Genomic DNA, 11724 nt, shown 5'->3' with positions numbered 1-11724 from the left:
CCCGATTGCCGGACCGAACGTGACCGGAGTCGCGAAAGGCAACCGAACCGCCGCAGCGGCAGAGCCCGCCCCCGCAGCCACCGTCCACCGGCCCGCGCCCGCCCCACCTCGTCGTCGTCGCCCGTAGCACGTCCCCCCGCGCGGCGAGGGAACTCCTCCCACCTGGATTCCCCACAAAGTTCTGACACGCGTCAACACGGGCGTATTCTCACTACCGTGACTACCCGCACCTCGTTCCCCCGTCTCACCTCGCCGGGCCGGATCGGCCCCATGGAGACCCCCAACCGCATCGTTCTGCCGGCCATGGACATGAACGTCTCCGAGGACGGCGAGATCGAGCAGTCGGAGATCGACCACTACGTCGCCCGCGCCAAGGGCGGCGCCGGGCTCATCATCACCGGCGCGTGCGCGATCGCGTTTCCCGTCGGCGCCGCCTCGCTCAAAGAGCCGGGCCTGTCCGACGACCAATTGCTACCTCTGCGTGGCCGAGAACTTCTTTGACGACACCCCCTTCTGCGCGGTGAACCCGGCGCTGGGTAACGAGAAGCTCCTGCCGCTGACTCCCGCGCCTACGCGTGAGCACGTCGTGGTGGTGGGCGCCGGACCCGCCGGGCTCGAGGCCGCGGTGGTCCTCACCGCGCGCGGACACCGCGTGACCGTGCTGGACAAGGCCGATCGGCTGGGCGGCACCATGTGGTTCTCCACCCTCACCACGCCGGACAACGAGCCGCTAATCCGGTTCTTCGATCACGAGACCACGCGGCTCGGGATCGACGTGCGGCTGGGCGCCGAGGCCACCGTCGAGACGATCCGCGCGCTCGGCGCCGACCGGGTGATCGTGGCGACCGGCGCCAAACGCCCCGCCCCGGCCATCCCGGGCGGCGACCTGCCGCACGTGCACACCGGCGACTCGCTGCGCGCGACCATGCTCGGCACCGCCACCGCCGACGAGGCCGGGTTCTTCCTGCGGATGGCCGGGCGGCTGGGCAAGCTGTCGACCATCACCAAGCGGCCCGCGTGGATCCGCAACCTCACCAAGATCGCGCTGCCGATGGGCAAGAACGTCGTGGTGATCGGCGGATCCCTGGTGGGCCTGGAGCTGGCGGAGTTCCTCGCCGAGCGCGGGCGTCGCGTGACCCTGCTGCACGAATCGCAGCAGCTCGGCCTGCCGCTGGCGATGCCGCGCCGGTGGACCGCGGTCCGGCACGCCAAGGAGCACGGCGTGGACATCCAGCGCCGCGTCACGGTCACCCGCATCACCGAGTCGGGCGTGGAGTGGACCGACGCCAAGCGCAACGCCAAGTCCGCTGCGGCCGACATGGTGATCTACGCCGACGGCACCATGGCTGCCGCGCCGTTGGCCGACGAGTTGCGCGCCGCGGGCATCGACTGCGAGGTCGTGGGCGACGCCGGCGAGGTGGGCTACATCCACGGCGCCATCCACTCGGCGTTCAAGGTCGCGTCGGTCGGCTGATCCGGCTGGTCAGCTGCGGAGGTCGCCCGGTTCTGCTGCGGAGGCCGCCCGGTTCGCCGGGCGGCCTTCATCCTCTGAACGAGCCGAACGGCGCAGGTACTTCGTGTACGCCCGGCCAGCGCGGTCACGACCTGCGGGTACCGGGGGAGAGTGTGTCCCAATTCACTTCGACGTTTTCCTTCCGGGGCCGATTGTCAGCTTCTCAAGTGCGGCTGTTTCACGAGCGTGATCGAACTCAATGGCGCGCAGATATGAAGCCACAGTGGCGCGGTATTCACCGGTGGTTATATTCTCGACGATGCGCCTGATGATCACGCGCTTCAATGTGGGCGATGCTCTACGAAAGTCGTGGATCAACCCCTCAACTTCTTCAATTCGGCGTTTCCTGCTATCTACTAGCGCCAGCCTATGGAGACCTATTCGCTCGATCGTCAAGCGTTCCCTCTCCGTTCCATTCTTCGAATGAACGAACGGCCCAAAGAACACGAGGTGGTCGTTGGGCTGGTCTTCGTAAGGGTGTATGAGCGGACACTCAGGGTCGTAGTAGTCTGACTTACCCCGATTGCAGACGGGACAAGCCACGGTCAGGTTTGTCCACCTTACGACCAGGTCCGGTCGATGCTTGCGTGGGAGAATGTGCTCGACATCTCCCGCCGCAGTGACCGCAAGAATGGACTCACAATACGCGCACCGGCCGTCAGTTTCACGTAGCAGCTGCGATCGTATTTCTGGGTGAGCCCACCTCCTAGGGGTGGAGCGGGCTCCCGACTCGACAGCAAGCCGATACTCTGCGGTCCACTCGTCGGATTTAGAGGCCAAAATCGTCGGCTGCTCGAGTTTGGTTAATCGGATCATAGGTCTGATTCTGGCTTCGAGTCATTTGCTTGCTCAAGGTCTACCACCTTTGATATTGCGTCGGGGACGAGGTTTCCGAGCCCGCTCTCCTCAAGTTCCTCTAGTAACTCCTCCAACATCTGAGGGCCCAGAGGTAGTCCAAGAAATCGGTTAACGATCTGCCGATATTTTCGCTCCACCCATAGGGGCGAGGTGGATTCGACGCCTAGGACCTCGGTGAGAGTTGCCTCGGCTGACAGTGCGCGGTCGCGAAAGTCCAGCTCTTGGGAAACCACACGGTTCTCATCTGTGTAGAGCAAGGCGTACACGGCAGATTCTTCTGAAGCTGTGACCACGAAAGGACTGTGGGTGGAGAGTACGAAATTCGCATTTGGAAACGCTGCCATCAAATTCGGAACTAGCGACCGTTGGAGGGAGGGATGTAGATGGTTTTCGGGTTCATCAATGCAGACTGTAAAATGCTCCGCGCCGAATGATTTCAGGTGAATCTGCCATGCCAGTTCGAAAAGTGCTCGCAGTCCGCCGGAGAGACTATCGATAGTGTAATCGCCCCGAGTTGTCTCGACGACAATTTCGGGCGGTCGCGAAGATAGTCGCTTGAACCGAGTCTCAGTTGGGAGAATTTGCCTCAGTACATCTTGGAAGCCATCCCACACGGCTGCGGCAGTGGTGTCTGGGTGCACCGAAGTGTTGCCCTCGCCGTATAGCGCGGCCGCCAATAGTGTTTTTTTCATTTCGTAGATTGATCCACCATCGCGCTCTGTGCCGTAATTGGAGTGGCCTAATGCGCCGCGAAGTTGATTGATGAACGTCTCTAGAATTGTTTCAGGCGGGCTGAATTCTGCAGGAATGCTATCCACCTGGCGGTACGGCGAGATTGCGCGATGGCTTCCAATGTAGAGTCCGGCCACATTCTGCTGCTTAACTAAGCCAATGGAGAACTCTAAAGCGTCCGGGTGGCCGTAGTGTTGTATGAGGGAACTGAGCCCGCCGCGATATCTCAACTCGCCGACGTACTGAGGTTCTTCCAAGTCTTTAGGGTAGTGGGGAGGGGCGTCACGTCGCCGGCGCTCGAGTTCCTGTAGCTCGTCTCGAATCTGGGCTAGTATTTCGTCGTCGAAACCGAGCAGGGCATCTAGGCGTGCCTTTCTGTTTGCTTCGCGAGCTGCTTTCGTCGGGCTCGTGAGAAAACTTGAATGCCAGTTAAAGTGGTTGCCAAGGATCTTGAGGATTGTAGTTTTCCCGGCGCCGTTGGCGCCGGTGATTACCGTAAGGCGACCAGATAAATCGATATCAACATTATCGAACTGCTGAAAATCGAAGACCCGCAACCTGGCGAAGCCCGGAACGTCTTGCGGTTCTGGAGGGTGATGCGCGTCCTGAGGCAAGTAGCTCATTCATCGGAGCTTAGCTCCAATGGAGCCTGGGAACCATGATGAATGTGGAGCTCGACGGCGAATTGGAGGCTCGTAGGTCCGATAGCTCTCGCGGGTCCCCGAGTTGCGCAGTTTCAGTCAAGTGCTGAGGCGGGCTGTTGTTATGGAGTGGCGGGACATGCCGCCCATCCGCGAAGGTGCTGGTTTATTTGCTTAGCGAAAGCGCGGTGCCCATGCCCTCCGCAGCGACCTATAATTCTTGCTGTTCGGGGGCCTCCCTTGCATGGGCTCGTAACCCTGCCGCAACTGACCTCGCCCTGAATGGCCGAAGTTCGCCCGGCGACCCGGGCGGCCTTCGGCGGAGGACCGTCACGCCAGAACAGCGCGGCCCCTCTCGCGATCCGCAGGCCTGCCCAGTGCGCAACGCTCCTTGAGCCCGAGCCGGCAGACCGCCGCTGCCGCAGCCAGGACCACGATCACGCCGAGGATGATCGGCCCGGCGGGGGAGGGCAGCTCCTGAGAGAGGACGAAAGCGCCCATGAGCAGGACAAAGCCCCCGAAGCCCTTGCGGAGCGCCCGCTCCGGCACCACGGAGGTGAGCCGGATGCCGACGAAGGAGCCCGCGATGGCGGCGAGGGTGACGGCGGCGACGAGCGGCCAGTCCAGGCTGACCGACGTGAGGTAGCCGCCGAGACCGGCGAAGGACTTCATCGCGATGACGAGCAGGGACGTGCCCACCGCGGCCGTCATGGGCAGACCCGCCAGGAGGACGAGGGCCGGCACCACGAGGAAGCCGCCGCCCGCACCGACCAGTCCGGTCGCGGCGCCCACGACGAGTCCGTCGAGGAGGATCCGCCAGAGCGGGTGGTGGTGCGTCTGGCTCTGCCCGTCACGGTCCTTGCGTCCCTTGATCATCGCGCCGGCGGTGGCGATCATCATGAGCGCGAAGGCGATCATGAGGAGGGTGCCGGGGATGTAGCCACCGGCCAGACCGCCGAGGAACGCGCCGACCATCCCGGCCGCGCCGAAGATCAGGCCCGTCCGCCATTGGACGTTGCCCTTGCGGGCGTGGCCCGCGAGGCTGACCAGCGAGGTGGCGCCCACGACGAACAGTGAGGTCGCGATGGCCTCGCGGGCGTCGAGCCCACCGATGTAGGTGAGCAGCGGGACCACGAGGATGGACCCGCCCCCGCCGAGCAGGCCCAGGGACAGGCCGACCAGGACGGCCAGGGCCACGACGACGATCGTGGTGATCTCCATGGAGGTGCCTTTCTTCGGCGGGGGCGCCGGGTCGGGGATAGGGCGGCGGGTCAGGAACGGGTCTGCAGCGAGTCCAGGACGGTGCCGAGCCCGGGCTCGGCGGCGGAACGGTTCCACGGCATCGTCGACAGCGCGGCGGCCATGGCGCACGAGTTGCTCGCGGCGGAGTAGGTCAGCCCCGCGCCGATCGCGCCGGCGAGGTAGGCGAACTTCGGCGAGATGAGCTTCGAGGCGGTGACGCCGACCAGGACCAGGGAGCCGGCGACCATGCGGACCTGCCGGTCCATCGCCCAGACGCCCTTGCCGCGGACGACTTCGCCGCCAGCGGCCTCGTAGCCGGCGATCCCGCCGTCGAGCACGGTCACAGAGTCACGGTCCACGCCCACGGCAGCGAGCCGCTCGCATGCCTGGCGGGCGCGGTTGCCGGACTGGCAGATGAGGACGACCTGGCCGGGGAGCCGCGAGGCGAACTCCTCGCCGTGCTCGGCGAGCAACGGTAACGGCACATTGTAGGAGCCGCGGATGTGGACCGAGGCGTACTCGGCGCCGGAGCGCACGTCGACCACGGTGGGCGGGGTGTCGCTGCTCATCGCGTCGCGGAGGTCGGCGGGAGTCATGGTCGGGGTACTGGTGAGAGTGGAGGACACGGGTGGTTCAGACCTTTCGAGGTGAGAAGGAGGTATGGCGGTGGTGCGCCGCCGGTCCCGGGGCCGGACGGGCGGTCCGGCCCCGGCTTGGGTAGGTGTGGTCAGACGGTGGCGAGGTTGCGCTCGGACCAGGCGTTGTAGCTGCCCTCGAGCTCGACGACCCGGTAACCGGCTCGCCGCAGGGCGCTGGCCGTCACCGAGTTGCGGACGCCGCTCTGGCAGTAGGTGACGATCGGCCCGTCGGTCGGCAGTTGCTCGAGGTTCCACAGGACGCGGCCGCCACTGAGTTGCTCGGAGCCCGGGATGTGACCGTCGGTGTGCTCGTTCTTGTTGCGCACGTCCAGCACCATCGCCGCGTCGAATGTGGCGAGGTCGTCGGGCCCGATCATCTCGGGGGTCGTCATCGGCAGCCCGTCGAAGCTGGTCGTGTAGCCGGTGACGGTGTCGATGCCCACCCGGATCATGTGGTCGCGGTACCGCTCGGCGGTCTCCTCGTCCTCGGCGAGGACGACCAGGGGGGTGTCCTCGCGCTCGGGGTCGTAGACCCACGCGCCGTACGAGGCGGCCTTGTCGACGCCGGGGACGTTGAGGGCCCCGGGGACGGTGCCGGCGTGGACCTCGTCCTGGCCGCGGGTGTCGACGACGACGAGGTCGTTCTGCTCGAGCGCCTCGGCCAGCTCTCCGGTGCCGAACCGGCGGAGGGGTGCGAGCGCTCCGAGGATCGCCGGGCCCTCCTTGTTCTGTCGCTTCATGCGGCCGAAGTAGGCGTGCGCGTCAGGTTGGCCCTCGAGCATCTCGGCGATGAAGCCCTGCTCGTCGTCGCGCTCGACGTAGTCGGCCCACCAGGCGAACCGGCGCTCGTAGCCGACGGTGGTCGAGGGGAGCGCGCCGAGGGCCTTGCCGCACGCGCTGCCCGAACCGTGGCCCGGGAACACCTGGACGTGGTCCGGCAGCGAGACGAAAGACTCCTTGAGGCTGCGGAAGATCTGTGAGGCGCCCTCGAAGCGGGTGTCGACTCCGCCCGCGGCCTCGTCGAGCAGGTCCGGCCGGCCGAGGTCGCCGGCAAAGACGAAGTCGCCGGTGAGCATGTAGCCGGGGGAGTCGGCGAACGCTCCGTCGGTGACGAGGAACGACAGGTGCTCGGGCGTGTGGCCCGGGGTGTGGACGGCCTCGACGGTGATGTTGCCCAGCGTGAGCTGGTCGCCGTGGTGCAGCCGCTCGGCCTCGAAGCCGTACTGCCAGTCCTCGCCGCCCTCGCCGGAGACGTAGATGGTCGCCCCGGTCGCCTTCGCCAGTTCGCGGGTGCCGGACAGGTAGTCGGCGTGGATGTGGGTCTCGGTGACGGCGGTGATCGTCATGCCGTGGCGGTCGGCCAGCTCCAGGTACTCGCGGATGTCGCGGCGGGCGTCCACCACCATCGCCTCGTTCTTCGCCTGGCAGCCGATGACGTACCCGGCCTGGGCGAGGTCCTCGTCGTAGATGCGCTCGAGAAGCACGGTGCTCTCCTTGTCGATCGGGGTCCCGGTCTCGGGGTGTGCCCCGAACATACATACCCCCTGGGGTATACGCAACATACGCCCGGGGGTATATTCTGTGGTGACTTCTCGCCGACTACAGGGGGCCCGATGCAACTCGACACAGTCGAACTGACGCCGACACTCAACCGCCTCAAGCGCGCACAGGGCCAGCTCGCCGCCGTCGTGCGCATGATCGAGGACGGTCGCGATTGCAAGGACGTCGTCACCCAGCTCTCGGCGGTGTCCAAGGCTCTGGATCGGGCAGGGTTCGCGATCATCGCCAGCGGCCTCGAGCAGTGCCTGACGAACCCGGACGAGACCCTGGACAAGAAGGACCTGGAGAAGCTGTTCCTCTCCCTGGCCTGATCCGCCGCAGCCCTACACTCCCGAGCCAGAGACACCACAACGCCGTCGAAGAGATATCGAAGGAGTCGGTCATGACCTACACCCGCACTGTCACTGTCGACATGCCCTACGAGCAGGCCATGGAGCGCACGCGCGCGGCCCTGGCGGAGCAGGGCTTCGGCATTCTCACCGAGATCGATGTCAACGCGACGTTCGCCGCCAAGCTGGGTGACGAGGCGGCGGACAATGTGGGCGCCTACACGATTCTCGGAGCCTGCAACCCCGGCCTGGCCAGCAAAGCACTGTCCGCCGAACCGGAGCTCGGTGCCCTGTTGCCGTGCAACGTCGTGGTGCGCCGCGGCAAGGACGCCGAGCAGACGACCATCGAGGCCATCGACCCACAGACCATGGTCCAGCTCAGCGGCAGTCCTCAGATTCGGGAGGTCGCCGACGACGCCGACGCGCGGCTGCGTGCTGCGCTGTCGGCGATCAGCGACGCCGCGTCCGGCAGCTAGCCCGGGCGCGCCGTACCCTCGCCGTGTCGGCGGCCTACTGGTACCCCTCAGCGGCCGGGCGCGGCGGGTACCCTAGGCGCATGACGAGCACCGCCCCGACTCCTGAGTCTCGCGTACTGCGCGAGCTGATCGAGGCGCGTAGTGATGAGTTTCGAGCCCTGCTCGCAAAGTACTCGGCGACCAGGCCGAGACTGTTCGGCTCAGTCGCCCGCGGCACTGCCCATGGCGAAAGCGATATCGACATCGTGGTCGACATGGACCCGGCCGACGGCAATCTTCTGATGCGGGCTTCTGGATTGATGGAGGAAGTCCGAACGCTCTTCGGCCGCGAGAACATCGACATCTTTCCAGCCCAGCTGCTCAAACGTCCGATCTCCGACGCTGCGATCCGCGACTCCGTGGCGATATGACTCGCGAGACCGATCGGCGCATCGGCGACATCCTGCAGGCGATTGATCGCTGCCGGAGGTACGTTGCCAGCCTCGATCATGAGAACATAGATCTCGTATTCATGGCGGAGGACGCCATCGAGCGCAATCTGCAGATTATCGGGGAGGCCGCGAACCACCTGCCTCCTGCGATTAGGGACGCGCATCCGGAAATCGCTTGGCCGCAGATTCGCGGGTTCCGCAACATCCTTGTTCGCCAGTACTTCGGCGTCGAGACCGACGTGGTTCGCGACGTGGTGATGACACACCTGCCTCCACTGGCCGAGGACTTGAGACCTCACGCGCCCGAGCAAGATCGACGCGCCGGCACCGGCCTCGACGCTTGATTCGTCCCACAGAGCCCGCCTCAGACCACGAGCCCGGCCGTGCGCTGGTAGCCGCCGGCGCCAGGATCGAAGGCGCGGTAGTGCTACCAGCTTCCAGAGAAAATGTCGGTCATGTGCGCCTATCGTGAATGCGTGGACATCGCGGAACTTCTGGAGCTCGAGCACCAAGGGTGGTCCTCGTTGTGCGACCGCTCGGGGGCCGACTTCTACGGCCGCCTCATGACTCCCGACGGGGTGATGGTCCTGGCCCACGGTCAAGTACTGGACCGTGCGGAGGTGGTCACCTCCCTCAACGACGCGCTGCCGTGGCGGACCTACGAGATCAGCGACGAGCGCCTCGTCGAGCTCAACGACGACGCGGTCGCGCTGGTCTACACAGGGCGGGCGTCCCGCGGCGACGGCGACGAGTTCCACGCACTGATGTCCACCGTGTACAGGCGCCGTCACGGGCGGTGGCGGTTGGCGCTACCAGCAGACACGCATCCCACCCACCGGGTGATCCTGCGGTGTCAGCAGTCCACGCCCTCAAGTCGTAGGCACGCCGGCGGGAGCTCTTGGTCAGGTCCGTAACCATCGGCCGAGTCCGGGTCGAACGTCGGCCTCGGGTGCGTCCGCCAGTACTCTTCGGCGAACTGCTGGTTGTACGCCTCCTGATCGAAGGTCTGAACGGGCGGCGGCGGGACATAGGTAGCCAGCATCTGGTTCTGACACGTCTGCGTCCACCCGGATGTGCCATCGGTGAAGAACGTCGTACCGGTCTGGTGGTTCGCGGTGCCGCACGACGCGATCTGCTTTCCCAGGCAGTGGGGGCTCTCGTGGCCGGGCGCCCCCTGGTACCCGACGGCCCCGCACGTGTCGGCGGCCGGCTCTGCTGCCGTCGGGCTCGGCGGCGGTTCGCTGGAGCTGGCGGTGGTGGACGTCGATTCGGTGGAGCTGGCTGTCGTCGACGCCTGCACGGTGGTGGTGACGGTAGCCGGCGTGGGCGCCGGATCGTCTGCGCTGCAGGCGGCGAGGAGGAAGATGATCGGGGCGAGAGCGGCGAGTGCCGCAGCGATGCGAGAGTGCATATCGAGCCTCACGAGGAAGCGCGACGCGGTCCGAGAAGGCCCGCTCGACGCCGGGAGAGCCGGCAGCGCGGATCACGCACGCGACGCCCTCGGGGTGAGCCGCGAGCCAGTCGTCGAGAACTCGCGACAGATCCTCCACTCGGCCGTAGGTCACCGGCACCCCGCTGCTGCGCACGGACTCCGGGACGTTGCCGACCCGGGGCTCCGCCGCGCGCTGTACCGGGCGTGGCCGATGATCGACGCGGACGACCTCGTCGGGGACCTGTGGACCGTGCCCGCGTACCTGCGGCTCTTGCCGCAAGCCCCCCTACCAGCTACAAGCTGAGAGTGGGAGGGAGTTCGAGGGCCGTGAGGTCGGCTTCGGCGCACGCCCCCTGAGACAATGGCCCCGTGCCCACTCACCGCGCCACCGACCTCGCCCCGACGACCGTCGAGTGGCGCGAGAACGACACCGACCGCACCGCGGCCTGGCGCTCCGAGAACGGCGCCCCCGCGCCCCGACGCATCGTGGTGATCCACGACGACATCGCCGCGGACAAGGCCCTCAAGCTCATCCGCTCGGGCACCGGACTGTTGTGGCGGGGCGACTTCCACAACGCCCGCCAGCTCATGCGCGCGCTCGACCGGCGCCTGGGCAAGCGCGCGTCGGGGGCGCCGCAGGGCTCCGATCCCGGCGCGATCTTCCACGCCAACCGCAGGGCCCGCGCCGAGCGGGCGACCATCCTGGGACGGATCCTCGTCCCGCTGGAGCCCGACTACTCGATCAGCCTGCGGCGGGCGCCCGACGTGCGCGACGCCTGCGTGCACGCCTATGGCCCGCCGTCCGGCGGCGCCGACGAGGCCGGGACGCGCGGCGGGGAGACGCTGGTCTCGCTGCCCGAGGTGCTGGGCGCGATCAGCGCCTACGAGTGGCACCGCAACGGCATCGAGATCGGGGCGCTGGGCGCGCGCATCCACCCCGCCTACGGCGTGTTCGCCCCCACCCGCGACGAGTACATCGACCTCGTCGCCGACGCGCCGTGGCCCGAAGGCGTCGACCAGCCGGTCGTGTGGGACATCGGCACCGGCACCGGGGTGCTCGCCGCGGTGCTGGCCGGGCGCGGGGCGCGCGCCGTGGTGGCGTCCGATATCAACCCGCGCGCCGTGGAGTGCGCGCGGGACAACGTGCGGCGGCTGGGTTTGGAGGACCGCGTCACCGTTGTGCGCGGTGACCTGTGGCCAGGCGACGACGACGAGGTGGGCGACCGCTCCGCGAGGGCCGACGTCGTGGTGTGCAATCCGCCCTGGATCCCCGGTCGGCCGACCTCGGACCTGGAGCAGGGGATCTACGACCCGGACTCCGACATGCTCCACCGCTTCCTGGCTGAGCTGCCGGAGCACCTCACGCCGCAGGGGGAGGGGTGGCTCATCCTGTCCGACCTCGCCGAGCACCTGGGCCTGCGCACGCGCGACGAGCTGCTCGCGCGAGTCGCCGACGCGGGCCTGACGGTGGTCGGGACGCACGAGACGACGCCTCGGCACTCTCGCGCGGCCGACACCGCCGACCCGCTGCACGCCGCCCGCGCTAAGGAGCGGACTGTCCTGTGGCGGCTGGCCGCGCGGGGCTCCAGTCCGAGCGCCGCAGCGCGCGGGTAGCCCTGATGAGGAACCCGGTCGCAAGCAGGGGCGCGGTGTGCATGCCCGGGGTTCGGCGCGGTGTCCTTTTCAGTTGGCTCAGTCGGGCTGCGTGGTCGAGGCGGCGCCCTCATCGTGCGGGGTCGTGGATGCCGTGGGTGTCGACGTGGCGCTCGTGGGGGTCGCGGCCTCGGAGTCCCGCGATTTCTGCCAAGGCCACCGGCCGGAGATCTCCAGCTCCAGTGACCAGCGGTCTCCTGGAACTCCACGCAGTCTCCT

The 11724-nt window shown here is 67.1% G+C and carries 13 protein-coding genes and 2 pseudogenes; 9 read left to right on the top strand and 6 right to left on the bottom strand.

The features are described 5' to 3' along the window. Positions 1-270: 270 nt before the first annotated feature. Positions 271-501: a beta/alpha barrel domain-containing protein gene (locus tag DCI01S_RS17985; RefSeq protein WP_061229973.1), complete on the top strand. Its 231-nt coding sequence runs from the start codon at positions 271-273 to the stop codon at positions 499-501. Continuing rightward, positions 449-1474, top strand: a pseudogene (locus tag DCI01S_RS15015) (FAD-dependent oxidoreductase); the annotation flags it as partial. The gene DCI01S_RS17985 and the pseudogene DCI01S_RS15015, both read left to right, overlap by 53 nt. Positions 1475-1636: 162 nt before the next feature. Here the strand turns inward: DCI01S_RS15015 and DCI01S_RS17345 are convergent. The 5 genes from DCI01S_RS17345 to DCI01S_RS15000 all read right to left on the bottom strand — a co-directional run bounded on the left by DCI01S_RS17345 (position 1637) and on the right by DCI01S_RS15000 (position 7108). After that, positions 1637-2329: an HNH endonuclease gene (locus DCI01S_RS17345; protein ID WP_156482621.1), complete on the bottom strand. Its 693-nt coding sequence runs from the start codon at positions 2327-2329 to the stop codon at positions 1637-1639. Then, the gene (locus DCI01S_RS16935) at positions 2326-3726 is read right to left on the bottom strand and encodes an AAA family ATPase (protein WP_082767858.1); all 1401 of its coding nucleotides are present in this window, start codon (positions 3724-3726) and stop codon (positions 2326-2328) included. The genes DCI01S_RS17345 and DCI01S_RS16935 overlap by 4 nt, the downstream gene beginning before the upstream one ends. Positions 3727-4074: 348 nt before the next feature. Continuing rightward, positions 4075-4965, bottom strand: a complete 891-nt coding sequence (locus DCI01S_RS15010; protein WP_061229972.1) for a sulfite exporter TauE/SafE family protein — start codon at positions 4963-4965, stop codon at positions 4075-4077. A gap of 50 nt (positions 4966-5015) precedes the next feature. Next, entirely contained in the window at positions 5016-5612 is a 597-nt protein-coding gene (locus DCI01S_RS15005) for a rhodanese-like domain-containing protein (protein WP_244881762.1), read from the bottom strand. A 101-nt stretch (positions 5613-5713) separates the two neighbouring features. Further along, positions 5714-7108, bottom strand: coding sequence for an MBL fold metallo-hydrolase (locus DCI01S_RS15000; RefSeq protein WP_061229974.1), 1395 nt, complete (start codon positions 7106-7108; stop codon positions 5714-5716). Positions 7109-7237: 129 nt separating this feature from the next. Here DCI01S_RS15000 and DCI01S_RS14995 point away from each other — a divergent pair, with 129 nt between their 5' ends. The 7 genes from DCI01S_RS14995 (at position 7238) to DCI01S_RS14965 (ending at position 11466) form a co-directional block, all read left to right on the top strand. Further along, positions 7238-7495, top strand: coding sequence for a metal-sensitive transcriptional regulator (locus DCI01S_RS14995; RefSeq protein WP_061229971.1), 258 nt, complete (start codon positions 7238-7240; stop codon positions 7493-7495). A 71-nt stretch (positions 7496-7566) separates the two neighbouring features. Continuing rightward, positions 7567-7989, top strand: coding sequence for a DUF302 domain-containing protein (locus tag DCI01S_RS14990; protein WP_061229970.1), 423 nt, complete (start codon positions 7567-7569; stop codon positions 7987-7989). A gap of 80 nt (positions 7990-8069) precedes the next feature. Continuing rightward, complete coding sequence (locus tag DCI01S_RS14985) at positions 8070-8399, top strand: nucleotidyltransferase family protein (RefSeq protein WP_007633554.1); 330 nt, start codon at positions 8070-8072, stop codon at positions 8397-8399. Beyond that, positions 8396-8764, top strand: a complete 369-nt coding sequence (locus DCI01S_RS14980) for a HepT-like ribonuclease domain-containing protein (protein ID WP_061229969.1) — start codon at positions 8396-8398, stop codon at positions 8762-8764. The genes DCI01S_RS14985 and DCI01S_RS14980 overlap by 4 nt, the downstream gene beginning before the upstream one ends. Positions 8765-8896: 132 nt before the next feature. Then, on the top strand, positions 8897-9334 hold the full coding sequence (locus DCI01S_RS14975) for a nuclear transport factor 2 family protein (RefSeq protein ID WP_244881761.1): 438 nt from the start codon (positions 8897-8899) through the stop codon (positions 9332-9334). 168 nt (positions 9335-9502) lie between these two features. After that, complete coding sequence (locus DCI01S_RS14970) at positions 9503-10156, top strand: hypothetical protein (RefSeq protein ID WP_061229968.1); 654 nt, start codon at positions 9503-9505, stop codon at positions 10154-10156. Between the two features lie 65 nt (positions 10157-10221). After that, complete coding sequence (locus DCI01S_RS14965) at positions 10222-11466, top strand: methyltransferase (protein WP_061229967.1); 1245 nt, start codon at positions 10222-10224, stop codon at positions 11464-11466. 78 nt (positions 11467-11544) lie between these two features. On the opposite strand, the pseudogene DCI01S_RS17745 reads toward DCI01S_RS14965, so the two are convergent. Further along, positions 11545-11724: pseudogene (locus DCI01S_RS17745) on the bottom strand (hypothetical protein); the annotation flags it as partial.

It is taken from the genome of Dietzia cinnamea NBRC 102147, from assembly GCF_001571065.1.
GTDB lineage: Bacteria > Actinomycetota > Actinomycetes > Mycobacteriales > Mycobacteriaceae > Dietzia > Dietzia cinnamea.
The sequence above is the reverse complement of the archived record's forward strand: the minus strand, read 5'-3'. Positions and strand labels throughout refer to the sequence as shown.

Bases quoted from the DNA above. Each gene is read 5' to 3' on its own strand.
- DCI01S_RS16935 (WP_082767858.1), bottom strand. From the start codon at position 3,726: ATGAGCTACTTGCCTCAGGACGCGCATCACCCTCCAGAACCGCAAGAC.
- DCI01S_RS15010 (WP_061229972.1), bottom strand. From the start codon at position 4,965: ATGGAGATCACCACGATCGTCGTCGTGGCCCTGGCCGTCCTGGTCGGC.
- DCI01S_RS14990 (WP_061229970.1), top strand. From the start codon at position 7,567: ATGACCTACACCCGCACTGTCACTGTCGACATGCCCTACGAGCAGGCC.
- DCI01S_RS14995 (WP_061229971.1), top strand. From the start codon at position 7,238: ATGCAACTCGACACAGTCGAACTGACGCCGACACTCAACCGCCTCAAG.
- DCI01S_RS14985 (WP_007633554.1), top strand. From the start codon at position 8,070: ATGACGAGCACCGCCCCGACTCCTGAGTCTCGCGTACTGCGCGAGCTG.
- DCI01S_RS14980 (WP_061229969.1), top strand. From the start codon at position 8,396: ATGACTCGCGAGACCGATCGGCGCATCGGCGACATCCTGCAGGCGATT.
- DCI01S_RS17985 (WP_061229973.1), top strand. From the start codon at position 271: ATGGAGACCCCCAACCGCATCGTTCTGCCGGCCATGGACATGAACGTC.
- DCI01S_RS17345 (WP_156482621.1), bottom strand. From the start codon at position 2,329: ATGATCCGATTAACCAAACTCGAGCAGCCGACGATTTTGGCCTCTAAA.